We start from the raw sequence: 25,475 nt of genomic DNA, 5'->3' as shown, positions 1-25,475 counted from the left end.
AGGTAAACCCAAAGAATGAAATTGAAAAGTCGAAGTATATCAGGTTTAATAGTGATCCTGTTTTTTGCTTCCTTATTTGGCTGCAAGGAGCATGAGAAAAAAGTTCTTAGGCCAAGGGTATTGATCAGCTCAGATATAGGTGGAACAGATCCCGATGATTTTCAATCGATGATTCACCTATTGATGTATGCAGATCAATTCCAGATCGAAGGCTTGATTTCATCACCTTATGGAGAAGGCAGCACCAAGGATTTTCAGAATATGATAGATCTATATGAAATAGATTATACTCAACTCCAAAGACATTCTCCAGAATTTCCAACTCCAATATCCCTAAGATCCATTACCAAGCAAGGGGGAAAAGATGCCGCACCTTTTAGAGGTTATACTACTCCTACGGAAGGTTCAGAATGGATTATAAAATGTGCAAAAAAAGAAAGTGAGCAACCGCTATGGGTACTTGTTTGGGGAGGGATTGAAGATCTTGCACAGGCACTTCATGATGCTCCCGAAATCAAAGAAAATATCAGAGTGTATTGGATAGGCGGCCCCAATAAAAAGTGGAGTATCAATGCCTATTCCTATATAGCTGAATATCATCCTGACCTTTGGATGATAGAGGCAAATTCCACCTACAGAGGATGGTTTATGGATGAGGATTCGCCAGAGGATCTAAAAGGAGACGCCTTTTACAAAAACTACATTGATGGTCGAGGAGCCATGGGCCAGGATTTTATCAAGTATTATGATGGAAATATCAAAATGGGCGACACTCCTTCACTGGTTTATCTTATGAACGGTGACCCAAACGAACCTACCGGAAAAAGCTGGGGTGGAAGTTTTGAAAAGATCAATCGCAGTTCAAGAAATGTATTTCTAGGAGGAAGTTCATTAGAAGATACTGTGGCAGCCTATGGAACTATTGAGTGGAGATTTGAAGGGCCTGAACTGAAGATTCGCGAGGATTCTGTCGTGTTCGAAATGGAAATTCAAAATCAGACTTGGCCTGGATATTATTTAGGTAATGGTATTTATGGAATTAAATATTCATCTAAAAAACCCGAAAAAGGGTATTATAAATCCAGTAGCGCTATAGCTGAATTGGACGGTTTGGAAGGAAATTACATCAGCACTTTTCCTTGGCCGGGAAAAACTTCATCAGATGATTACCAAGTAGGTGCAAATTGGTATAGTGACAAAGTAGATAAAGCTCTTTTTATCGAAGATCAGCAAGGCGCCAAGACCATCTCAAAATTCAGGAAGGAGTTTTTAACGGACTGGGCAGAAAGGTGGAAATGGCTAACGAAATAATCCTAACTAGTTCAAATCAAGAAATTAACATTAGACCCAACAAATGAAAACTACCATTTTACTAGCGGTATTAAGCGTGTTAGCTTTTACCTCAGCATTATCTCAGCAACTAGCCTTTCCTACAGCAGAAGGCTATGGGAAATTTTCCAAAGGTGGCCGTGGAGGAGCGGTTTATGAAGTTACAAATTTGAATGATAGCGGTGAAGGGAGCTTGAGAGCTGCGGTTGATGCTAATGGACCCAGAACAATCGTCTTTAGAGTTTCAGGCACGATAGAATTGGAAAGTCCACTTCGAATCAAAAATCCCTATATCACCATAGCTGGTCAAACAGCTCCTGGAGATGGGGTTTGCCTCAAAAAATTTCCTCTGATGATCGATGCCGATCATGTGATCATTCGGTATATAAGAGTAAGACTCGGTAACGAATCCGGAGAGGACACAGATGCTGTTTCAAGTAGATATACCAAACACATTATTTTAGACCATATTTCTGCAAGCTGGAGTGTGGATGAAACTATGTCCATATACCATTGCGACAGTATTACTGTACAATGGAGTATAATTTCGGAGAGCATGCATGATTCCAACCATATCAAAGGAGCTCATGGTTTTGGTGGAATTTGGGGATCCAACTACGGTAGCTATCACCATAATCTTTTCGCTCATCATGGTAGTCGTAACCCTAGAATGGCATCAGGGTCTGGCTTTACAGATTATAGAAATAATGTGGTCTATAACTGGGGATACAACAGCACTTATGGAGGAGAAAACCAACAGGTAAATAATCCGAAGTATGCATTTTCGACGATCAATATGGTCGCAAACTACTATAAACCAGGGCCCGCTACCGAGACGGGAGAAGTTCGATATAGACTTGCCAACCCTAATATGCGGGATACTACGAGTGATTTTGGAAAATGGTATATTGCTGAGAATGTCATGATGGGCAATGAGAAAGTGACTGCCAACAATTGGGAAGGCGGAGTGCAGCCTCAAGGAGGGGAAGAAAACTTAAAATTTGTGAAGCTAAATGAACCGTGGGATGCCATGCCCATAAACCAACAAAAGGCCGAAGAAGCTTTTGAATTGGTATTAGCAAACGCCGGCGCTATCCTGCCAAAACGAGATGAAGTGGATATCAGGATTGTCAACGAGACAAAAGGAGGATCTACGACGTATGAAGGAGCAACTTATAAAAAGGATCACTCCTTGATCGATCCTTTAAAGAAATCAGGAATCATTGATTCCCAAAACGATGTAGGAGGATGGCCTGAACTCAAGAGTTTACCGGCTCCTAAAGACTCCGATCATGATGGGATGCCAGATCAATGGGAAATAGCAAATGGTCTTAATCCTTCAGATCCTGCTGATAGAAATCTTATTAAAGGAGGTTTTACCATGTTGGAGGATTATTTGAATTCAATCAAGTAAAAAATCCGGACCATATAAATCAAACCCCAAAATTATTTATAATGCGCCTTAGCTCGTTGAGTCATACCCTTAGTTTAATGAAAAAATCAATTCTCGCTCTTTTCTTTGCGTCTATTATTTCCTGCTATGCTTTTGCCCAGCAAGATCAAAAGAAAGCTATACCAAAGCCGAGAATTGTTGTATTGACGGATGTTTCCACTTGGGAAACCGATGATAGTGAATCTTTAGTCAGATTGCTTGTCCACGCAGATTTATATGAAATCGAGGGCTTGATTTTCACTACAGGTTGGAGTCTCGATAAAACCCGGGATGATTTCATGGACTTGATCCATGATGCAATAGACGCTTATGAAAAGGATCTTCCAAACTTGATGAAGCGATCAAATCAACAAGGCTTTCTTGCCGATGAATCAAATCAAAGCATAGGTTACTGGCCAAGTCCGGACTATTTGCGAAGCATTACTGTATTTGGCAGCAAAAACCGAGGTCAGCAATTTATTGGAGCGGACAACAATTCAGAAGGAAGTGAATTGATCATCGAACTTGCAGATGAGTCGGATCAGCGCCCTCTTTGGATTACTGTTTGGGGTGGAGGAAATACCTTAGCCCAAGCTATCTGGAAAGTGCAGCAAACAAGATCAGAATCAGAACTGAGGACATTTCTTCAAAAAATCCCAACCTATGCGATCACCGATCAGGATAGAGATCAAAAAACTGATTTTGCGATTAGCTCACACCAATGGATGAGAAGGGAGTTTTCTGATGATTTACTCTTTATCTGGGATGAATCTGCTTGGAAATATCAGAATGGAACAGGTAAAAGTAATTGGGAAAAATATGAAGTGGATATACAGTCTCATGGAAATCTGGGTAAAGTCTATCCCAAATATAAATACGGCGTAGAAGGTGATACACCTGCTTTTTTACATCTGATGCCAAATGGTTTGAACGACCCAATGGTTCCTTCCCAAGTAGGTTGGGGAGGATATTTCGAAAAGGGAATTAGTGAAGATCAGGAAACACAAGCTTTTACTAACTTTCAAGCACCGGAAGTTGATATATCCAGGAAATACGAAAGCTACTTCTACCCTGCAATCTATAACAATTTCGCTGCCAGAATGGACTGGGCAAGTGAAGGGAAAGGAAACCGCAACCCAATTGTGGTAATAAATAAAATGGAGGGCATAGAGTTGCTAAGAGTGAAGGCAAAGAAACGCCAAACTATAAATTTAGATGCATCCAGATCTTACGATCCAGAAGGCGATGAACTGAGTTTCAAATGGTGGATTATCCCTGAGGCAAGTACTTATAAAGGTGAGATAAAGATCCAGAATAGTGACTCCAATCATATTAAAATTGATCTTCCAAGTGATTCCTCCGGCAAGACCACCCATATCATCTGCGAAGTGACTGATAATGGCTCACCAAAATTAACTAGTTACAAAAGAATCATCGTTGAGGTGAAGTGAATAATTGATGAGGAAAGTTCCGGTGTGAAATTGGGAAACAATCCTGTATTTCTCGATTGAGCATAGCAAAAAAAGAAATTAGCGAAGTTGAATATCTGACAAATAATAGTGGGTAGTAAGAGTTTTGCCTATTTCAAAATAATCTGAAAATCGACCATAAATTTGAAGGTTTAGCCTACTATTATATCTTTTAAAGATAAATGATTTAATCTATTATGTATATCCGCAATAGCACCAGTAGCCAAATAAATTAATATTGACAGTTGGTGTCAATTGCTTCAGTTGAGTTATTACTCTCAATAAATTAGGTCAAGACAAACGGTTTTGACCATGAACATTATCAACTTCATCAATCGGTTTCCTGACGAATCTTCCTGTATCGAGTTTATTATGCATAAAAGGAGCCAAGCAGGTATCATCTGCAAAAGATGCAAAGTTACCAAGCATTATTGGTTGGCAAACAAGAAGTCCTTTCAATGTTCTTGCTGCAGCTTCCGAACAAGTATCAAAAGCGGTACTGTCATGGAATGCAGCAACCTTCCGATAAGGACCTGGTTGTTGGCCATGACCTTCCTCACAGCCACCAAGAAGGGGTTCAGCGCTTTGGAACTGCAAAGACTGTTGGGCCAGAAACGATATGAACCGGTTTTCAGGATGTACCATAAACTCCGCAAGGTCATGGGGAAACGCGATGATCTTTACAGTCTTGCGGACATGGTGGAGTATGACGAGGCCTTTGTGGGCAAAGCAACGAAAAACCCACGCAAACTCAAAAGAGGCAGGGGCAGCCAAAAACGGTCGATTGTGTCCGTAATGGCCGAATCAACGGTTTTGGAAGACCTTGAAACGGGCAAGTCCGACAAAAGCTGTAGATATTTTAAGATGAAGAAGATAAAGAACCTGGAGGCGAAAACAGCCCAGAATTTGGTCAAGGAATTTATTGATCCAAACTCCGTGCTTCAAACAGATATGAGCACCACCTTCTCAGACCTGAGTGATTGTATAGATGTGCATGTCAAGGAGATCTCGGGAACCGAAAAGGGGCTCTTCAACCTCAAATGGGTACACATTGCTATTAGTAACTTAAAAAAACACCTGCAGACATACCATATGATAAGTGAAAGAATGATGCAAAACTATCTTGATGAGTTTTGTTATAAGCTCAACAGAAGATATTTCGGTCAAAAACTATTTGACAGACTCATCATTGCTGCTATTTATCCTTACTGGCATCATTGCGGATAATCATATTAACAAAAATGAAGAACATAGAGGCCTTTGTTTTAAACTAAAATTATTTGGTAGTTTCTTTAAAAGAAGTCCCTAAGAACAGGCCTAAATTCGTACACCTCGTACGGCTCGTACCCCTCTCGTACTGTACGAATTATACGAGGTGGAAATTATATTCTAAAACATGCAAATAAATTCAATTCTAAATCAAAGGTTCGTTTTCTAAAATTTGTCCACCTTCAAATAGGTCGATTTTCTGCTTTTTGCATCAAAAAGAAAAAAGATTATTCAAAAATTCAAATCGAAAAATGGGTTTATTTGGCAATTAGATACGATTTTAAATAATACGATTCAAATAAATTTGGAGCTTTAAAACCAAAATGAACCTGTCCCCTATTTGTTCCTCCTTTTTTCGTAAATCGCTGTTTTCCAGTGTTATTTAATAGTTCAGGTGGGCCTTCTAAAACACTATATATAGTAGAAATCTAGATCAGTCAAAATCCATCATCCCGTCTATCATTTTCTGATCACTTTCTTCGTCCATAATACTATCAATATATGATTTTGTAGTTCGAATATCGGAATGCCCTAAGGATTCTCCAACATATTCAATAGAGGCATTTTTTCTGATTGCCATGGTTGCAAAACTGTGTCTGGCCCAATAGGTACTTATTTCCTATTCGAAACCCGCATGATTGGCAAACCGCCTCATATGCTGGTTGATCAACCTTGTAAAATTTTGCTTGGCTTTAAATTTTTCTTCCTCGTTCATAGTATGATTGAGAACAGGAAATACAAAATCGTCTTTGCCTTTTTGCTCACTTCCATATTTATTGATCACATGCTTAGAAACTGTTGATAGTGGAACACGGATAACAATTTGGGCATCAGTAGTATCTTTCGTCTTTTCCCGGATAAATTCCAGACATTTGGGTTTGACTTGGCTCCATTTTAAATACAGAATATCCTTCATATTCATCCCTTTACAGAGATAGGAGAAGAACCAAAAGTCCTTGGCTTTTTCTTGGAACTCGTTCTCAGGCGGTGTCTCAAATAGGATCTTTAGCCCCTCCTTATTGATAGCCTTTTTCTTGTTTCTACCTTTTGGGATGCTATACCCATCTTTGCCGAATGGATAATTAGATGGTTTTGCTATATTGAAAAGATGCCTTAATGGTCTAAGATAAATGCCGACGGTTGATCTTGAATTTCCTTTATCGATCATCCATTGTTCATAGCGTTTTAGAAACCTTGGTGTAACTTCAGAAAAGTACAATCGCTTTGGCACACGTGACTTGTTCTCTGATAAAAATTGCTTTATAGATTTTAAGCTGCAGTTATAATTGGACTTGGTGCCAATCTTTTTCTGGGCGTCCAGTTCCTCAATTTTCATTTTATATTGATAAAAGATATCCTGAGACTCCCCTTTAGGCTTAAACAGTTTTTCTTCAAAAGTATCAAAGGTAAAATCATCAATATCTTGAGCAATGGCCTTGTATTCTAATAGAAGGGCTTCTACTTCTTCCCTTATCTCTCGCTCCCTTCTTTTGGGCTTAGAAGATTCAAAAACCTTCTTATAGGTCAATAAATCCATATCATACCCTGTGCTATAGTACCTGTTCTTTTGGGTAGCGGTATTATAAATTCGAATCTTTAAGGGGTATAATCCATTGGATTTTTTTCGCCTATTATCTAAATCCAGAGACAAAATAACCTGCTTTTCTGATTTAACTCTCTTACTGTCTGACATATACATTTTTAAAATTTGCAAAATATTTGCAAAAAAACTACAAAATTAAGTACTAAAATACGTAAATAAACTAGTGATTTAATTTATTTAAATCACTGAAATACAATGATTTAAAAATAAACAATAAACATAAAAGATGCCAAGATCAGACTGTTAATCAGAAGGTACTTAGTTCGAGCCCAACTGAGCCACCCTATATATTTACTTGAAAAAGGAAAAATCTCAAAGAAAGAGGCTGATAACTTATTAGGATTGAAAAACACCAAAACTTACGAAACTATCACTGAAATGGAGAACCAAAATCTTATCAAAAAATAGGGCAAAGGGAGAGCCACTTACTTACAAACTATAGTGACTCCTCTCCAAACTCCCCCAAAACCACAAGCTTCTCTATTATTTCCATCTCATCCAAAAAAGAGTTCGATCCACGTACCGCCAGCCCCACTTAACCACTTACAAACCAGTGATTTACAACTGTCTACAAGGAGTTTTATTTTTCTATTCACAAATAAGTCACAAAGTTTATTTTTCTTTAAAAAAATTTTTCTCGTCTCTATAATTTTACTCAAAATTCGCCAATTTCTTCCCATCATATCCTCAAAAATCCAACTTATTTAAATTGTACATTTCTCATTTTGACACCAAAATTCTTGGCCATTTTATGGATGAATAAAACTCAAGTTCCCACACTAAATACCTATATATTTATTGTACTATTTTAATATTGACACTTCCTTTAAAATAAAAAAGACAGCCTTCTAGCTGTCCTTATTAAATTCAATTATTTCTGTAATCACTTTCCTTTCCCAATCCATTACTCCATTTAATGGTTTTTCCAATTTTCTGTCTGCTTCATCAATAAGCCGTAAAATGGAAAAATTCACATCAACCAAATCCTTTCCTTTAACTAGCTTAAATAATACCTTGATCTCATTAGAATTCTTTTGAACTACTAGCAAGGAAGACTCTTTGGAAAAGTAAACTTCAATAATAGGTGCACCTGAATTTTCAGGGAATGAGAAATACAATTCTTCTTCTCCTTTATTTATTTCTTCATTTAGCTGAAATCTACTGTTAAACCATCTAGTTTTTACACCATTCTCTTTAAGAATTTTTAACCCTCCAAAAATTTGGCTATCCATAATCTGAATTTTTTAGTTAACCTTAATTGACCTCAATAAACTAACATACTATATATACTATTTCAAACTCAATAGAAGATATTTCATTTGACCCTACGGCGTAATGAAGATTAAAAAAAACCGGAAAAGAATCCCTTCCGGCTTTTTTAGATTAGTAAACCCCTATAAATTATGAAATAAATTATAGCATTTTATAAAACCATTAAACCCTGTAGGGATTCTTAAATCCTTATTATATACCTTACAAGATTATGCAGACTTTAATATTTTATGTATTACTTAAACAAAAGTTGCGCAAACCAATAAAGATCATTTTTCCAAGATTGATAACCATAGCCTCCTTTTCTAAAACTATATATATATTCAATTTGGTTGACTAAAAGATATTCACTAATGGCATCTGAAATCCTTTTACTTTTATCATTTTCTCCACAGCTTATATAAATTGGATTTGTTCTTAAATTTCCTGGTGATGATTTATCTATATTGGTTAAATCAAAGTTTGGAGCTGAATTAAAAGCTCCAATCCAAGAAAACAGATGCTGATTTCCCAAAGCAATATTCATGGATTGTCCTGCTCCCATACAGGCTCCAGCAATGGCTCGATCCTGTGCTCTTGAAGAAACACCGAACCTGGATTCCGTCTCATTAATTAAGTCAACCACCAATTCCTTTTCAAACCTTTTAAACCCCTTGATTTTATCTGCTTTAAAAAGATTGCCTAAAGGCCTGTCATTTTTCATTGCTCGACCATTGGGAAAAATAAGGATCATTGGTTTGGCCTTCCCCTGATTGATCAAATTATCCAAGATAGTGTTAGCTTGGCCATTGATAAACCAAGCATATTCATCACCTCTAATACCATGTAATAAGTACAAAACCGGGTAGCTCTTCTTTTCATCATAACCTGGGGGAGTGTAAACCAATGCTTTTCGAAGTGAATTTGTTGTATTGGAGAAGTATTTCATTGTCCTGATCTCACCTCTGGGACCACCCACCACTATATCAAAACCGATGGGAGCCTCCTCAACCATTTCCTTTTCCCTAGCTCTCAAAGAACTAATAACTAAGCCCATCGCAGTAAAAATTCCTGTCAGTAACGCTGTTTTCATATTCTTTGGGTATCTATGTTAACTATAATTGACTAAGCAATAAAGGTTCTATCATACTGGAACCGTACTTCCATCACCAAACACCTTATCATGAAACTACTATTTATTTTAAAGTGTAAGGTTTGATTTCTTGTATAGAACCATCAGGATTATGAACTAATTTGGTCATTTTTATATTTCTTAGGTAGTTCTTTCCAGATAGCTGTGTATCATGGTAAAATAAATACCATTCCTCCTCAAATTTCACAATGGAATGATGGTTGGTCCAGCCCTGAACCGGATGAAGAATCACTCCACGGTAAGTAAATGGACCATAAGGGTTATCCCCGGTAGCATAAACTATTTTATGGGTATCGCCAGTGGAATAGGAGAAATAATAGGTTCCATTATTTTTGTGGACCCAAGAGGCTTCAAAAAACCTTTTATCATGATTTCCGGCCTTTATAGGCTCCCCAGACTCGTCAAGAATCAATACTTTTCTTGGACTTTCACCAAACTCCAACATGTTGTCTTTTAAGATAGCTACTCGAGGTGAAATTGCTGGCTCTTCATCAGAGGGCTCATCATCATATGGGCTATCTCCTGTTGATAGGTATTCACCAGTTCTCCATTTTTGCAATTGGCCTCCCCAAATACCGCCCCAATATATATAGTGCTTCCCGTCTGTATCTTCGAATACGGCAGGATCCATACTAAAACTCCCGGAAATTGGTTCCGGTTCTGCTTTGAAAGGTCCTTCTGGGCTTTCTGATACGGCTACTCCAAGCCTGAAAATATCATCCTCATCCTTGGCCGGAAAGTAAAGGAAATATCTGTCATTTTTCTGGGCTGCATCTGGTGCCCACATTTGTCTTTTGGCCCATTTCACATCCTCAATGTCCAATGCAAGGCCATGGTCAGTCACTGTACTCCCCGGGTTGGACATGGAAAAAACATGATAATCTTTCATGTCATATTGTGCCCCGGAATCATCTTCTTTTGTATCTGATTCTACATCATGTGAGGGATAAATATAGATTTTTCCATTAAAAACATGTGCTGAGGGATCAGCGCTGTACAAACCTTCAACCAAGGGTTGGTTTAGATAACTAATGGTATCAGTTTCTGTACTGTCACTTTCCTGTTGATCATTTTCTTGACGGCTAGAATTACAAGCCATTAACAGGAAATTTGCCATAAACACGGTAATTACGATGTTGTATTTCATTAGGGTGATAGGGTTTATAATTGACAATAAATTATTATTTGAGCACGAACTGATCACTTATCATCGAATTTTCTAAACTGCAACTCTATTTCTGATTTAAGTCTATAATCATTTTCAAAAAGCAAAGGATAGGCAGTTCTTCCTCGAATGGGCCAGTTATTCAACCAACTGTCTTGATCCCTGATCCCCCAAAGCGTCACTCTTGTTACCACCTCTTTATGCTTTTCGAATAAGGCAAAAAGATCGTAATATCGTTGAGCCAGTGCTTCACGTATTTCTTCTGGGAAACCCTCTTGATAGGGATCATATTGCTTTTCGTATTCGAAATTATCATCGATATCGGCCCCCCGCCTATTGGTTGGATTAGGCAACACATCGATATCCAATTCTGTTATCATTACTTTAAGGCCCAGATCAGCAATTTTTAAGATAGAAGCCTCAATCTGCTCCAATGAAGGAGATGTTAGTCCATAATGTCCTTGCATTCCAATTCCATCAATGCGTATTCCCTGTTCCTTTAAAGAAGCGGCCATTGCCACTGCAGCATCGATTTTTTCTGGCTTCCACAGGTTATAATCATTATAATAAAGCTCAGCATCAGGATCTACCTCATGAGCCTTTTTAAAAGCTTTTGGTATAAAATCTTGGCCTATAATGTTATACCAATGTGATTTTCTATATGTCCCATTATCGGTAAAAGCTTCATTGACTACATCCCAACCGTTTATGCTCCCTTTGTACCTGCCCAAAACAGTGCTGATATGGTCCTCCATGCGTTTGGTAAGTCCTTCCCTATCCAAAAATTCACCTGATTCATTTATAAATACCCAGCTTGGTGTTTGATTGTGCCAAACCAACGTATGACCAATAATAAAGGCATTAAGCTCCTTACCTAAATTTACAAAGGCATCAGAAGGGTTGAAATTATAGTTTCCAGGGGCAGGGTGAACAGATTGCCACTTCAATAGATTTTCGGGACTAATACTGTTGAAATGTTTTAAGAGTGTATTCTTTACGATGGGGTCATTCCCCATAACATCTCTTCCATTCAAAGCGGCACCAATTTTAAAATCATGTGCAAAGGTTTGCCAAATAGAAAATGAACTGTCTGAATGTTCATAAAAATCCATATCCAGTATGGATATGAAAGCGAGGACATATGTCAATAGGAAAGTATGCATCCTAATCAAAAGTTAGATTATGTTTCGGGTATTATTAATTTGCCAATATGAATAATCGAATTAAACACATCTGACAAAACAAATGTAAAGAGTGAATATTTAATTAAAAAGTATCAACATAAACTACAAAACACTGAAAATCAGGTAATTACAATTATTTATTCGGTTAAATAACAATTATCCATATTTGAATTTCAATTGCAAATTCCATTTAGCACCACCAAAAGTGAAGATATGGCTTGATATTTATTCTGTTAGCATTTACTTAAGCGTAAATTTAATTGCACTTAAATAAAACACCTGATATTCAGTTAATTAAAATTAAAAAAGTTTTAATTTGTGATAGTTTTAATCTTTTTGTTTTGACTTAAAAACAAGTTATTTTCAGTTTGGGCTTTGGTAATTTCGAGACGAGAACATATAATTTTATATATTCAAATACTATTTAATTGACCTAGCAATAAAGCTTTAAAATAACCGATTATATACCTACTGTGAAAAAAGGAACTTTAAGAGCCAGTTTCATCTATCTGTTCTTGATAAAATCAATGCTATTCATTTCCTCTCCGTGCTTTGCCATGGGAGAAAAAACTTTTGTAATTAAAGGAGGAGAAGATTATGATAATATTATTGAGTATATGGATTTTTTAGTCGATCCCAACAACGATTTGACTGTAAACCAAATAGCTGAAAATAATTTTAATGGTGCATTCCGGCCTATACTATATAATAATATATTATATGACAATTTAGAGCATGATGTATGGCTTAGGCTTATCGTCAAAAACAATGACATAGTCCAAGATCATTCCTGGTATTTTGAATCATGGGGCTTTGATATTAACCAATTCACTTTTTATTTTCCCAACCCTGATGGTACATATGCAGTCAATACATCAGGGTATGATTTTCCTTTCGGCCAAAGAAACATTAAACATAAAAATTTTAATTACCTGCTTGACCTCAGGCCGGGAGAACAAAAAACTTATTACTTCAAAGTAAGAAGAAGTTATCCACTTGCCTTTAATTTACATTTACGAACGAATGAGAAATTTATAGAACACACGCTCAATGAATATTATTTTCTAGGAATTTACTACGGTGTACTAGCACTTATCCTTGTATTCAATTTATATCTCGTCTATAAACTTAAGGATACTTTATACTTATATTTTGCCGGGCTAATATTGGCCTGTATCTGGTTTTCATTTGGAAGGGATGGCTTGGGCTTCCAGTATTTATGGCCTAACTATCCTAACCTCAACTACTGGACCAAGGGAAATATCACCCAATTTGCAGTGGTCATAGCAACTTTACTTTTTTCGAACAGGTTTGTCCAAAAATATTCCGCGAGCCAATTGATGTTAAAGGCAACTATCATTGCTATTATCCTAAAAGGCTTACTTTTTTTTACCCAAGACTCCTTTTTTCATATAGAGGGTCGTTTGTATATAGGTCTAACGATATTTATCATGCTGGTCCCATTTTGTATAGGGTTAAGACTGCTGCTAAGGTCTAAGATCTATTCCTGGTCATATATTTTTGCAAATGCCTGTTTATTTTTGATCATAATCAACAGCCATACAATAGTCTTCGCGTTGTTTGAGGATCAAGTTATCAATTGGTATTTTGTTCATCCTGTAATCTTTATGGAAGTGGTACTCTTTTCTCTTTCCATATTCAATCAAATCAAATTTCTTCAAGATCAATATCAAACTGTCAGTGAGGAAAGGACATTGGCATTGGAGGAGAAAAACAGACTAGCCGATGAACTTAACAATAAACTCCAGCAAAAAGTCAAGGAAAGGACCGAGAAGATTGAAAATATGGCAACAGACTTGGCCAATAAAAATGTACAGCTTCAGACCACTAATTTAAAGTTGCAAGAGTTGAACATTCAAGTCAATCAAATCAATGACTATCTCAGGAAAAATAATGAGCAACTTCGGACCAACATGGAAGAAGTTACCAAGAACCTGGCTTTGATGAAAGGTTTGGATTTTGAAAGTTTCAAAAATGTCTTCCCCGACAAAGATAGTTGCCTGCAATTTCTATCAGAACTGAAGTGGAAGCATAAGTATATCTGTAAAAAGTGTGGCTACAACAAATACGCTGAGGCGCCTAATCATGGAAGAAGATGTAAAAATTGCAATTACTTCGAGTCACCGACAGTGGATACATTATTTCACAAATTGAAATTTCCCATTGAAAAAGCTTTCTATATATTGTACCTGTCCAACCGGAAAGATGTAGAGCTTACACTAAATGAACTTTCTGAAATTTTGGATCTCAGGAGAGAAACTTGCTGGGCCTTCAAAAATAAAATTTCCCAAGCAATGGAAAAGGTGGGGCACAATAAGGATCTCAGCGGTTGGGAAACACTAGCGCTTGTCCATTTGGAATGAACAAATTTATAACATTTCGGAAAATGTGATTGAATTGAATCCAAGGTACTTCACTTCATTTCCTGAAATTATTTATAAGGTTAAATTTCCCTTGCACGGATGTCCAATAATAAACAAAAGTAGCTTTTTACTATTTAGCGTGTCAGAAAGAAAGGTTATTTCCATTACTCAATGTCAGCCTTCGATACCACTCAGGCCGACATTGAAAAGGCATTACTATTTCTATTAAATATTTCCAATTTTAGTCACTCACTATGAGGTAAATTATTTTAAAAGAAAGGTTTTTGAGCAAGTCTTACCATTGGAATATAAAACAAAAATTTAAAGATCAGCTAGCTCCTGACTGCCCTTGACCTGAAATTCACCTTTTACCACCATGGTAGTTTCCACATCCAAATCACCCTCAAAGCCAGGCTGCTTTCCACCCACATGCACCGTAAAACTTCCTTCTTCAATGACCCTTTTGGATTGGGCATTGATCATGGAAAGCTGTCTGGAAGATAAGGTAAAACTCACTTCTTTACTTTCTCCAGGTTCAAGGTGTATCCGTTCAAAAGCTTCCAGTTGCCGAATTGGCCGAAAAGTAGATGCTTCTTGGTCTGTCAGGTATAACTGGACTACCTCATCACCTGCCCTCTCCCCAGTATTGGTCACTTTCACGCTTAGGGATACAGCTTCTCCAGCTTTTACCTGAGTAGGAATTGTCAGCTCGGTATATTCAAATTGGGTATAACTGAGACCGTAGCCAAATGGATAAAGCGGAGTACCTTCAAAATAACGGTAGGTCCTGCCTTTCATATCATAATCTTCAAATGGTGGCAAATCCTCCACCGATTGGTAGTAGGTGATTGGCAGCCTGCCCGCAGGATTATAGTCTCCAAAGACCACATCTGCAAGCGCATTACCACCTTCTTCTCCCGGATAACCAGCACTAATAATGGCATCCACATTTTCTTTGGCCCAGTTGATCGCCATGGCACTGCCCGCATTCAGCACCAAAATCACCGGTTTTCCCGTAGCTTTGACGGCTTTGAGCAAAGCTTCCTGCTGTGCCGGCAAAGTGATCGCGGTACGGTCTCCTCCATCAAATCCTGGGGTGACCACATCCATGCTTTCCCCTTCCAGTCTTTGGGACAATCCCAGCACCACCACGGCCAAGTCCGCACTTTTGGCCAGTGCAACCGCCTCATCTATCTTGCTGACATCCGGCCTTGCCCACAGCATTTGGGAGATGGCATTGGTCTCATCACTGAAAAAAGTGACTTCCACCTTATACCTTCTCCCTTCTTTCAAGGAAACAATATCGGTGGCATATCTTCCCCGGTGAATGGTACCCGACCCATTGGATATTTCTTTCCCGTCAATACGTATTTTCATACCTCTTTTTGAAAACACACCGAATTCATAACGTCCACTTTCCGGAGGAACCAGATAACCCTCCCATTTTACAGAGAAATTATCGATCAGCTCTTTCGAAATGGGCTGGTGTTCCCAAGAAAAATCAATTTGGTCATCTATCCGTTCCAAGACCGGCTCACCTTCCCAGTTGAGGTTATTATAATAAGACCCTTTGAGTCCCTGACGTCCATCTTCCGTTTCAAAATAAGCAGAAGGAATGGGCTTCAGGTTATAAAACCCTTCGGCAGGATGTACGCCTTCTGAATGCACTACTTCAGCCTTTGGCCCCACCTTGTGCTTTATTCCCTCCAGAAAAGTGACCGGCTTTTTGGGTATGCCATGATAGTTGCCCAAAAGCGATTCCACATTGTCCGCATTGGGGCCTATTACCGCTATTTTTTTGACCTTGTCCACCGATAGTGGCAGTAAATCATTCTGATTTTTCAGCAGCACCATGCTTTTTTGGGCTGCCTGTCTTGCCAAGGTATTGTGGGCCTCGGAGCAGACGATTCCGAAAGGAATTTGGGCATAAGAAACCGCTTCCTCAGGATCAAACATTCCCAATTTAAACCTGGCCAAAAACAGTCGCTTTACCGCAACATCAATCTCTTCCTCGCTTACCAAACCTTGCGCCACGGCATCAGTAAGGTGAACATAATAATTTCCACAATTCAAATCACAACCACCAGAAACTCCAATTGCCGCAGCTTCCGCTGCTGTTGATGCAATCTTATGGCCCGTATGAATATCTTGGATGGCACCACAGTCTGAAACAACATAACCTTCAAATCCCCACTGCTCCCTCAAAACCTTATTCAGCAAAAAGTCATGACCACTGCAGGACTCCCCTCTAAAACGATTGTACGCCCCCATGATAGAATACACCTTTGCCTCTTTAACTGTTTTTCGGAATGCAGGAAGATAGGTTTCATACAAGTCCCTGTCACTCACATCCACATCAAAAGAATGTCGAAGTGGCTCTGGTCCGGAATGGACGGCAAAGTGTTTGGAAGTGGCAATCGTCTTCAGGTATTTTCCATCATACTCTTGCAAGCCCTCTATAAATTGGGAAGCCAGCTCTCCGGTGAGATAAGGATCTTCGCCATAAGTTTCATGGCCTCTTCCCCATCGTGGATCCCGAAATATATTGATATTGGGTGACCAAAAATCCAGTCCGGTATAAATCCCCCTTTTGCCATTTCTGATAAACTCATGGTGCTTGGCCCTGGCCTCATCGGAAATCACTGTGCCTATTTCCTTCATAAGGCCTTTATCAAAAGAAGCCGCAACGGAAATGGACTGGGGGAAAACGGTGGCATAGCCTGCTCTAGCTACACCATGCAAGCATTCATTCCACCAATTGTATTCTGGGACTTTTAGACGGGAAATGGCCGGAGAGGCATTCATCATTTGACTTACCTTCTCCTCCAAGGTCATTTGATCCACCAGAATATCCACCCGCTCTTCGAAGTTTTTATCCGTATCAAAAAAGGAAAAATCAGGGTTACCCTCCTGGGCCTCGCTGACCATATTTCCGGCCATAAAGTAAAACAGGAAGCCTAATCCCCAATATTTTAACCCCATGGCACTAAAACTAAATCCTAATTTGTGAATTGAAGGTATTTCTAAAGATTTTACTTTCATTATTAAGTTATTTTGGTGGTATCAATTATCCATTTATCCATCTAATTTCATGCTAATGCTGAGTTAAAGCTGAGTGGACACTGGCCTTGTCAAGAGGCAAAATCTCCATGATAATCACTTTTAACAATTCCTAAGCAGAGGGTTTAAGCTACTTCTTCCTTAGCGTCTCTGCGCTTTTGCAAGAGCTTTGAACCGTCAACTCAGTAACACTTAAGGGCAAGCATCAGTGGTTTTGCACCAAGTTCTGCACTTCAAAATACACCGGTTTGGGTTGTAAGTTTTCGTCCAGCAAAAACGGAAAAGCCTTACGTCCCGGTTTGTCCAGCCAAGTCCCATCATCTCCAATTCCCCAAAACGTCACTCCTGAAATGATATCGCTGTAATCCAGCAAGACCTGGAAAATCATTCGGTACGCTTGCTTTTGCCTAATGGAAAATGCTTCTGTGTAGGTCTCAGAGCCAGTCTCGTCTCCTGACAAATATACCGATACGTCCAATTCCGTAATCTGAATTTCAACCCCCAACTGTTTGTACAAATCCAATGTGGCACGGATGTCTTCCTCTGAAGTCCCTACAAACCAATGCCCCTGCATCCCAATGCCATCGATAGGGATATCATTCTCCTTTAACCTTTTGACCAATTCAAATATCTTGTCCCTTTTCCAGCCAAAAATAGAATTGTAATCGTTGTAAAACAGTTTGGCACCTGGATCGGCTCTGTGGGCATATACAAAAGCCGAATCAATATACGACTCTCCTATCATTTGATACCACGGAGAATCTTCCCGGTAAAAGATGACCCCATCAGGATCCCAATCGTAAAGGGCTTCATTCACCACATCCCAGGCATATACCTCTCCTTTGTACCTGGACACTAAGGTAGTGATATGTTCTTCCAGTTGGTCCAAGGCAATTTCCTTGGGTAAAAGTTCTCCATCTTCATCATAAAACATCCAGTCAGAAGTCTGGGAGTGCCAGGTCAGACAGTGTCCCCTGACTTTGATACTGTGCTCCTTGGCAAATTGCACTATCTTGTCGGCATTGTCCCAGGTAAATGTTCCCTTATTACGTTGCAATTGGTCCGGTTTCATGACGTTCTCCGCTGTCACACTGGAAAAATGTTCTAACAGTGCTTTCTCGTGCGCCGTATTGGGATCCACATGCTGAGGTGTGATCGCTGCTCCAATAGGGAAATAGTCTTTGAACAGTTCTTTTAGAGGTACAGCCTCTACTTCTTCATTTGGGGGCTGTTGGTCATCATTGGAATCCGGCTGACCATCCAAGTCCGGTTTCATCTCATCAGAAGGGCTACAACTGAATATAAATAGACTTAATGCAATAAAAGTCCAAAAATTTAGTCCAAGTTTTTTCATTCAATAGGTTTGTTTTGGGTTTAGGGTAATCAGTCCTATGCGCTTATACAAAAGCCGAATCAATATACGGTTCTCTTGTCATTTGGTACCAGGGAGAATCTTCCCGGTAAAAGATCACCCATCAGGGTCTCAATCTTAAAGGGCTTTCGGTATATGTTTACATCTGTCCCTACTCTCCTGTTTTTACCTGTCACCCCCCTTCAGAAAGTCATTCACATCCAACCAGTGCATAAAAGCCTCAAACCAACTGTTGCTAGTACGATCGGGATTTCCCAGGCCGAAACCATGACCTCCATTTTGGTAAAGGTGAAACTCTACTGGTATACCAGCTTTATACCAAGAACTGATCACACCAAATTGCCCGTTAAACAGAAAATCATCGCTGGCAATAACATTGAACATTGGAGGAGCATCCTTTGGCACAGCTACCTCTCCCATCCCCCCGTAGATAGGGCCGATAAAGGCCAAATCCATGGTCTCTGAATTGAGTGTGCAGTGCATGGTAAGTCCTGCTCCCGCCGAAAAGCCAATCATGCCTATCCTGTTTGTGTCAACTCCCCACTCTTCGGCACGCTCAACAATCATGGCATAGGCAGCTTCTGCGTCTTCGAGTTGATCAGAAAGGATCCTTCGAGGTCTCGGAGGAGCTTTTTCGTCTCCTGTTGCTTTAGATGCTGCCTCAAAGGTCCTGTTCATGGAATTGCTGAAATCTTCCAGTGATTCAGGTGTCGGATGCAACCTGTATTTTAATACAAATGCCGTGATCCCCTGTTCAGCTAGTGCTTCGGCCACTTCCCAACCTTCGTTCCCCATTGAAAGCCATCTAAAACCACCTCCGGGCGCTACGATCACCGTTGTGCCGTTGGCCTTACCGGGTTCTGGAAAAAAAGGGGTCAGTGTGGCGGTACTGATGTTTCTGGCCATTGGGTCGCCCCATTGGCGAAACCAGGTCTCAGGAGCAGGTTGACCTTCCACACCTCCTGTACCCAGTGGGATGGCATTGGGTTCCTCCGGGTTGTCAATTGGATACATGGTTCCATCCTGCGCCATGGTAAGGTTGATGCTAAAAAGCAAGACAATTGCAAAAACGGTTTTGGTGAGGTTTTTCATCAAATAAAACATAATAAGGTTATTAAATAGATTAAAATTAATCGATTATATCATTAGCCATGACCTCATACAAGGCACGGTCCTCCAAGTACCATTCGAACTGAGCTACTTGACCTAATTCTTCGGTAAGTTCCAAACTGGATCCTGTCAATAAAGAAGTGAGGACATAAAGTCCCCACCTCTTTTGGTTGGTGGTTTAAAAAAGTATTTCATGCTTTGGCGTTAATGGATTTTTTAGTCTATCTACTCCGTAGGATAGGCATCATTGGCTTTGGTAGCATAAAGACCGATCAAATTGCCTGTAAATCCACCAGCTACATTCGTGGAAAGGATATCGCCGGACACTGTACCTCCCAGATTTTGGAAATCAGTTCCGTTGGTAGAATAGCTAAATTCGAAATCATCTCCCTTTGCACTTACCCTTAATGAAACAGGTTGTTTAAGGTCAATATTGGTACTTGCCAAAATTTCTGACTTCAACGCACGGTTTCTACCTCTGCCCTCTGCTTCGGTTCTCTCCAGGAGCAATACATATTCATTGTCCACTTTGGTAATCCCAAACACATAATTGAAGGCCTCACTTTGCACACAGGTCAAGCCAGCCAAATCTGTTTCAGACTGGGGTTGATATTCCAATGTCGCAGTGAATGAGAAATTTTTATGCTGCTGTCTGTGAAAAAGCGTGGAAGTAGGCTTGACCTCTTTGATATTGGTATCAAAAGGTTTGATCTGTAGTCCCTTTTTGCTTTGGGAAATAAAGGCTTCTCTTGGTCCCCTCAGACCTATCCAACGGTAGTCCAATTTTTTGGAAGAAAAATCCTCTATAATAGTAAAGTTACCATTTGGAAAGAAGCCTTCCTGCCCAGTTTTGTTTTCCACGCCTGCTGGCATTTTCAACTTGGGTTCCATGGGCACCAAACCATTTTCAAAAACAGGAAACTCACCCGACCAATCCACTGGTAGAATAAAGGTTTCCCTGCCTGTATTTACCCTATTTTTTTCATTGGGACGAATACCTAGAAATACCCCGTAATATTTTCCATCAGGTCCTTCAATCAGGTCGGCATGGCCTGCCCAATCCACCTTATTTTCACGATTTTGGGATAAATACCGCTGGCTAAGAATCGGATTACTTGGCGCAGGTATATATGGCCCTTTTGGATCATCACTCACAAAAACCACTTCACTGTGCCAGCCTCCAGTACCACCTTCAGCACACATCAAATAATACTTACCGTCCTTCTTATAGATATGTGGGGCTTCAATCCAAATCGGTTTTTTAGAAAGGTCCACTCCCCCATTGACGATCAATTTATCTGTTCCCGCAATAACCTGATCCTTCTCAAGATCATATTCCCAAACCTTAATCACGCGGTGACCATTATACAATTCCTCACCCTGCGTTGGCGCATCATTATGCACCACATAGGCCTTTCCGTCATCATCAAAGAAAATGGCTGGATCAATACCTTCAAAATTCAATTTATACGGCTCACTCCAGCCTTGCATTGGGTCTTTGGTTTTGACCACAAAATTCCCCAAACCTCCGGCAAACGCAGTGGTAATCATATAGAAAGTATCATTGTGCGGATTATAACGGATATCCGGAGCGTACACTCCTCCACTTATTCCTGTATCATGCACATCTAGCTGAGAAGTTCTATCCAGCACATGACCGATCTGGGTCCAGTTCACCAAATCATTAGAATGGAAAATCGGCACCCCCGGGAACATGGCGAAAGAGGATACTACCATGTAATAATCATCACCCTTTCTGGTAATGGCCGGATCAGGATAACATCCTTGAAGAATCGGATTATAAAATTCATCCTTTTCAAGTGGATTTTCATTATAAACCTGATCATTCCCCTGATAAATGACCTTGGTAAACAGAGGACTATTGTCTGCCTTCTGTCTTGCTAAAACTAGATTAAAAGCAAAGGTGGCCAAAAAAAAAGCCAATAGGATAATAGGTTGTTTTTTCATTTTATTGTTTTTGAATTGATTCAATATTTGATGCTGATTTTAAAATTTCCTTCAGGAAAAGGACTTCGCTAATCGGAAAAACTCCAATAGTCGAAAAACATGATATTATTAGGTGCTTTTCCTTTGAATATAAAGTACAAATCATGTTTACCATCGACCTGTGCTACTTTTGTAGAGACCAAAGACCACCTGTCATCTCCTCCTGTTAGCGGTACATTGACAGTGCCCATTAACTCCCCGTCCAAACTGTCTAGCCTGATCTCCAAACTTACATTGCCGTTATGTACGGTTCCTACCCTTGCGGTAAATTCAGTAGGACCCTTATCACGAAAATCTACCCCCCTTACTTGGGAAAAGGCCTCGTTTTTGGTGGCAATAATAAAATTCCCCACTACCTCATTCTTATTGGCTTTTACCCCTTCCGACCAAGCAATTGTCTCCGCTTCATTTTTGATATAAGGGTTGATTGTTCCCGGAATTTCTGTGATTCCTGCTGTCATTTTCATGGGAACAATGGTCCCATCTTCTTTGAACTTTACCTCATCGACACAGACGGATCGGTTAAATCCACTCCCTCCAGGCAAGGCACCATTATGATAATACAAATAGGTTTTCCCCTTGAAATCCACTATACCTGGATGATTGGTAAAGCTCCTTCCTTCGGTGGGCATCAAAACACCTTGGTACTTCCAAGGGCCAGTCGGACTGGTACTGGTTGAATAACCAATATGTTCAGGTAATGGACCCGCCGCAAAGAGCAGGTAATACAGGTCATTTCTTTTATACAACCAAGGGCCTTCCTCATAGGTCGTGGGACGACGTGGATCAGCCTTGCCTTCCCGCTTGCCAAAAGCTGCTATTGTATTGGGAAACTGCCCAATCTCCCCATCAAGAGAAATCATATCCTCATTCAGTTTCACATAATAACACACCGGGTTTCCCCACATCAGGTATGCCTGACCATCATCATCCACAAAAACAGTCGGGTCAATATCCGCCATACTATTGCTGATCAAAGGTTTGCCCAATGGATCTATGAAAGGCCCATAAGGGCTGTTAGATACCGCTACACCAATGCCGTTTTTATTGTTTCTATCAGTAATCGGCACATACATATAGAATTTCCCATCCCGTTCTATACACTGAGGTGCCCAAGCATTCATCTTGCCCCAACTAAATTCCTTATAAGACAAAACTGCCCCATGATCTGTCCAGTTGACCATATCTTCAGTTGTGTACAGTCTCCAGTCATTCATGGTAAACCATGTTGAATTATCCTCATCATGAGAGGTGTATAAATAGACCTTATCATTGTAAACCATAGGCGCAGGATCCGCAGTATAGGAGGTTTGAATGATAGGGTTTTGTGCTTTTGTTTGTAGAATACCCGTACCTGAAATAAGCACGGATATTATGAGTATTCTGAAAAGAAATTTCATCTGTCTATTTTTTTATACTATCCTATAAATAAGGCAATTAGTCATCTCCATGCATTGATCATCTCAGATGACCGATGCCTATTGGAATCCGACCGTTGCAGACCTGCCTGGTTTGTATATACTCGTTATACAAACCAGGCAGGTCTATACCATTTTCCATTGGGGGAATATGCTGGATTATATCATTTATCCAGGTGTTCTATTTATTGAGCCAGCACAAAGCCTCCCCTCGGCTGAACCGTAACGGTCAATTCCCCATTTTTGCCAACTTTCACATTTTGGAGTGTGGCCTGTCTTTCTTCATCGTCATTGTATAATGAGACCTCATGTCCTTTGAGCATAGGAAGATCGATTTTCAAGGTCTTAACAGTATTTTCAGCATTGACGCCTGCGATATACCATTGCTTCCCACTTCTTCGGGCCAAGACACTGTATTTTCCCGGATAACCATCAATAAAGACGGTTTCGTCCCAAGTAGTGGGCAGTTCCCTTAAAAACTCCAGTTCAAATTCAGGCACATCGGTCATGTTGTTTGGCGTCAAACCAAACATCTGAACAGGGTTTTGAAATAGTATCCCGGTGGCCAATTGGAAGCTATCTGTGGTCAAGCGTTCTTGGCCTTGTCTATTTCCCCTATTAAGGAATTTATTAAGCAAAACCCCTCCAAACTCCATGCTGCCCACTGCATTTCTGATAAAGGGATGCAAGGAGGCATAAAATGCTTCTTTCTCTCGGACACCTTGGGAAAATATGAGCATTTCCGAAGCTAGGACAGCTTCACTTCCTACAAAATTGGGATACATTCTCTCCCAGCCTCTCGGAACTGTGGCCCCATGGAAAATCACCATTAAGCCATGGTCATTGGCATCCACCAAGATGTCTTCATATAGCCGCATGGTCTCCTGCTTGTCCCCACCAAAGAAGTCCACTTTCAAACCTTTCACTCCTACTTCCTTGAGCCATTTCATTTCCTTTTTCCTGGCGATGGAAGTGTTCATTTTGTTCAAGGGCGTCTGGAAAGCATCATTGGCCGTACCATTGGAATTGTACCAAAGGAATACATCCACATCTTTTGAATTGGCGTAGTTGATCAGTTTTTCCATCTTTTCATAGCCAATTCTTTCATCCCACCAGGCATCGATCAGGATGTATTCAAAATCCATGGCTGCAGCCAAATCGACATATTGCACCTGGTCTTCATAATTCATACTGTTGTCCTGCCATACGATCCAGCTCCAACTGCCTTTCCCATATTGGTAAGCTTGGGAAGCCTCATACAGCGGCTCCACCACATCAAAAGGAATGGTGGTTTCCACAATCGGCTTGAGCGTTTTTCCAACGGTAATGGTGCGCCATGGCGTAAAGCCCGGAAGACCTATTTGTGCGCCTGTGCTGCCGAATCCATTATTTTGCTCCATTTGGGGATATTCCACGGTGTACACGCCATCTTTAAAGTTACTAAGGTGTGCTCCATTATAATTACTTCCTACCCCGGTTTCGGAGAGCAGTACCCATCCATTTTCACCGATTTTAAACAAGCCAGGAAAAACATAGCCAAATTCCGCCGTGGTACTTTCCAAAGCCGCATCCGTCACATAGCCACTTTCATAGCTGGGTGCCGTTCGGGCAAAGCCCGTCATGGGCTTCATCATGGAAGAGAGAAAAGCGGTAGTAACTAAAGGAAAACTAAACCCCGTCACTTCCCGCTCCACTACTGTTGCCTTGGTATCTCCCCATTTGGGCAATTCATACCGAAATGCGATATCATGATCGCTCACCTGAAAGTGATAAGCAATTTGCTTTCCTTCCTCATTCTTGGCCGTATAAGTCAAGGTATTGGACTGATACTGTACAGAGGAAGTCTTGATCTTATCCTGGGTATAGGACTTGTCGATTTTCCCAGTGGAAGCATCCACAAAACTCATATTGGAGGTAAAGTCTCCCTCATTGGTTACCAGGCCCAAAGGGGAGTTCTCCAACATTACCGTATCCTGAAAATGAACCGCATATTGGGCCAAACCATTGTTAATAGCAATTTTAACTTTGAGTGTTCCATCAGGGCTGGAAACGGTCTTGGCATTTTGTGCATCAACTTCCGCGGTAAGCAGCATGCAAAAGGCACATAAAAGTGTAAAAGAAATAATTTTCATTTTTGAACTTTTGAATAATTTAGAAGGTATCAACCCTACATTTATTTTTTTGAGAACCCCACAAAACCTTACAGGTTTAAAGACCTAAAAAAACTAACCAACAGCAATCAAGAGGGGAAACCTGTAAGGTTTCATTA

Annotated in this window: 17 protein-coding genes; 5 read left to right on the top strand and 12 right to left on the bottom strand. The window is 40.0% G+C overall.

What is annotated here, in order from left to right; genetic code table 11:
• The first annotated feature begins 15 nt into the window (after nt 1-15).
• From JL001_RS16610 to JL001_RS16595, 4 genes are all read left to right on the top strand, one after another.
• A complete protein-coding gene (locus JL001_RS16610) occupies nt 16-1,311 on the top strand; it encodes a nucleoside hydrolase-like domain-containing protein (protein WP_200978126.1) in 1,296 nt (431 codons plus the stop codon).
• A 43-nt stretch (nt 1,312-1,354) separates the two neighbouring features.
• Nucleotides 1,355-2,743: a polysaccharide lyase family 1 protein gene (locus tag JL001_RS16605; protein WP_200978124.1), complete on the top strand. Its 1,389-nt coding sequence runs from the start codon at nt 1,355-1,357 to the stop codon at nt 2,741-2,743.
• 77 nt (nt 2,744-2,820) lie between these two features.
• Complete coding sequence (locus tag JL001_RS16600) at nt 2,821-4,212, top strand: DUF1593 domain-containing protein (protein WP_200978122.1); 1,392 nt, start codon at nt 2,821-2,823, stop codon at nt 4,210-4,212.
• A 330-nt stretch (nt 4,213-4,542) separates the two neighbouring features.
• Entirely contained in the window at nt 4,543-5,457 is a 915-nt protein-coding gene (locus JL001_RS16595; RefSeq protein ID WP_200978120.1) for an IS1595 family transposase, read from the top strand.
• A 475-nt stretch (nt 5,458-5,932) separates the two neighbouring features.
• On the opposite strand, the gene JL001_RS16590 is transcribed toward JL001_RS16595, so the two are convergent.
• The 6 genes from JL001_RS16590 to JL001_RS16565 all read right to left on the bottom strand — a co-directional run bounded on the left by JL001_RS16590 (nt 5,933) and on the right by JL001_RS16565 (nt 11,834).
• Nucleotides 5,933-6,115, bottom strand: coding sequence for a tyrosine-type recombinase/integrase (locus tag JL001_RS16590; RefSeq protein WP_255545463.1), 183 nt, complete (start codon nt 6,113-6,115; stop codon nt 5,933-5,935).
• Nucleotides 6,116-6,118: 3 nt separating this feature from the next.
• Nucleotides 6,119-7,192: a site-specific integrase gene (locus JL001_RS16585; protein WP_200978116.1), complete on the bottom strand. Its 1,074-nt coding sequence runs from the start codon at nt 7,190-7,192 to the stop codon at nt 6,119-6,121.
• 758 nt (nt 7,193-7,950) lie between these two features.
• Nucleotides 7,951-8,334, bottom strand: coding sequence for a hypothetical protein (locus JL001_RS16580; protein ID WP_200978113.1), 384 nt, complete (start codon nt 8,332-8,334; stop codon nt 7,951-7,953).
• Nucleotides 8,335-8,609: 275 nt separating this feature from the next.
• Nucleotides 8,610-9,446: an esterase family protein gene (locus JL001_RS16575; protein ID WP_200978111.1), complete on the bottom strand. Its 837-nt coding sequence runs from the start codon at nt 9,444-9,446 to the stop codon at nt 8,610-8,612.
• Nucleotides 9,447-9,549: 103 nt separating this feature from the next.
• Nucleotides 9,550-10,653, bottom strand: coding sequence for a glycoside hydrolase family 43 protein (locus JL001_RS16570; protein WP_200978109.1), 1,104 nt, complete (start codon nt 10,651-10,653; stop codon nt 9,550-9,552).
• Nucleotides 10,654-10,706: 53 nt separating this feature from the next.
• Nucleotides 10,707-11,834 (bottom strand): endo-1,4-beta-xylanase, encoded by a 1,128-nt coding sequence (locus tag JL001_RS16565; RefSeq protein ID WP_200978107.1) that lies wholly within the window; start codon nt 11,832-11,834, stop codon nt 10,707-10,709.
• A gap of 548 nt (nt 11,835-12,382) precedes the next feature.
• Here JL001_RS16565 and JL001_RS16560 point away from each other — a divergent pair.
• Entirely contained in the window at nt 12,383-14,239 is a 1,857-nt protein-coding gene (locus JL001_RS16560) for a 7TM-DISM domain-containing protein (protein WP_200978105.1), read from the top strand.
• 321 nt (nt 14,240-14,560) lie between these two features.
• Here the strand turns inward: JL001_RS16560 and JL001_RS16555 are convergent, their stop codons facing one another.
• The 6 genes from JL001_RS16555 to JL001_RS16530 form a co-directional block, all read right to left on the bottom strand.
• Nucleotides 14,561-17,281, bottom strand: a complete 2,721-nt coding sequence (locus JL001_RS16555) for a glycoside hydrolase family 3 protein (protein ID WP_200978103.1) — start codon at nt 17,279-17,281, stop codon at nt 14,561-14,563.
• Between the two features lie 223 nt (nt 17,282-17,504).
• Nucleotides 17,505-18,653, bottom strand: a complete 1,149-nt coding sequence (locus JL001_RS16550; RefSeq protein ID WP_200978101.1) for an endo-1,4-beta-xylanase — start codon at nt 18,651-18,653, stop codon at nt 17,505-17,507.
• A gap of 183 nt (nt 18,654-18,836) precedes the next feature.
• Nucleotides 18,837-19,763 carry an alpha/beta hydrolase gene (locus tag JL001_RS16545; protein WP_236252860.1) on the bottom strand — a complete coding sequence of 309 codons (927 nt, stop codon included), beginning with the start codon at nt 19,761-19,763 and terminating at the stop codon, nt 18,837-18,839.
• A 243-nt stretch (nt 19,764-20,006) separates the two neighbouring features.
• Nucleotides 20,007-21,749 carry a glycoside hydrolase family 43 protein gene (locus JL001_RS16540; protein ID WP_200978097.1) on the bottom strand — a complete coding sequence of 581 codons (1,743 nt, stop codon included), beginning with the start codon at nt 21,747-21,749 and terminating at the stop codon, nt 20,007-20,009.
• Between the two features lie 68 nt (nt 21,750-21,817).
• The gene (locus JL001_RS16535) at nt 21,818-23,188 is read right to left on the bottom strand and encodes a glycoside hydrolase family 43 protein (RefSeq protein ID WP_200978095.1); all 1,371 of its coding nucleotides are present in this window, start codon (nt 23,186-23,188) and stop codon (nt 21,818-21,820) included.
• 203 nt (nt 23,189-23,391) lie between these two features.
• Nucleotides 23,392-25,338 carry a glycoside hydrolase family 97 protein gene (locus tag JL001_RS16530; protein ID WP_200978087.1) on the bottom strand — a complete coding sequence of 649 codons (1,947 nt, stop codon included), beginning with the start codon at nt 25,336-25,338 and terminating at the stop codon, nt 23,392-23,394.
• Between the last annotated feature and the right edge of the window lie 137 nt (nt 25,339-25,475).

The sequence above is a fragment of the Echinicola sp. 20G genome (genome assembly GCF_015533855.1).
Lineage (GTDB): Bacteria > Bacteroidota > Bacteroidia > Cytophagales > Cyclobacteriaceae > Echinicola.
This window is presented reverse-complemented; position numbering and strand designations above follow the sequence as displayed.

Bases quoted from the DNA above. Each gene is read 5' to 3' on its own strand.
- JL001_RS16600 (WP_200978122.1), top strand. From the start codon at position 2,821: ATGAAAAAATCAATTCTCGCTCTTTTCTTTGCGTCTATTATTTCCTGC.
- JL001_RS16610 (WP_200978126.1), top strand. From the start codon at position 16: ATGAAATTGAAAAGTCGAAGTATATCAGGTTTAATAGTGATCCTGTTT.
- JL001_RS16575 (WP_200978111.1), bottom strand. From the start codon at position 9,446: ATGAAAACAGCGTTACTGACAGGAATTTTTACTGCGATGGGCTTAGTT.
- JL001_RS16605 (WP_200978124.1), top strand. From the start codon at position 1,355: ATGAAAACTACCATTTTACTAGCGGTATTAAGCGTGTTAGCTTTTACC.
- JL001_RS16595 (WP_200978120.1), top strand. From the start codon at position 4,543: ATGAACATTATCAACTTCATCAATCGGTTTCCTGACGAATCTTCCTGT.
- JL001_RS16585 (WP_200978116.1), bottom strand. From the start codon at position 7,192: ATGTCAGACAGTAAGAGAGTTAAATCAGAAAAGCAGGTTATTTTGTCT.
- JL001_RS16580 (WP_200978113.1), bottom strand. From the start codon at position 8,334: ATGGATAGCCAAATTTTTGGAGGGTTAAAAATTCTTAAAGAGAATGGT.
- JL001_RS16540 (WP_200978097.1), bottom strand. From the start codon at position 21,749: ATGAAAAAACAACCTATTATCCTATTGGCTTTTTTTTTGGCCACCTTT.
- JL001_RS16555 (WP_200978103.1), bottom strand. From the start codon at position 17,281: ATGAAAGTAAAATCTTTAGAAATACCTTCAATTCACAAATTAGGATTT.
- JL001_RS16545 (WP_236252860.1), bottom strand. From the start codon at position 19,763: ATGAAAAACCTCACCAAAACCGTTTTTGCAATTGTCTTGCTTTTTAGC.
- JL001_RS16560 (WP_200978105.1), top strand. From the start codon at position 12,383: ATGCTATTCATTTCCTCTCCGTGCTTTGCCATGGGAGAAAAAACTTTT.
- JL001_RS16530 (WP_200978087.1), bottom strand. From the start codon at position 25,338: ATGAAAATTATTTCTTTTACACTTTTATGTGCCTTTTGCATGCTGCTT.
- JL001_RS16570 (WP_200978109.1), bottom strand. From the start codon at position 10,653: ATGAAATACAACATCGTAATTACCGTGTTTATGGCAAATTTCCTGTTA.
- JL001_RS16550 (WP_200978101.1), bottom strand. From the start codon at position 18,653: ATGAAAAAACTTGGACTAAATTTTTGGACTTTTATTGCATTAAGTCTA.
- JL001_RS16565 (WP_200978107.1), bottom strand. From the start codon at position 11,834: ATGCATACTTTCCTATTGACATATGTCCTCGCTTTCATATCCATACTG.
- JL001_RS16535 (WP_200978095.1), bottom strand. From the start codon at position 23,188: ATGAAATTTCTTTTCAGAATACTCATAATATCCGTGCTTATTTCAGGT.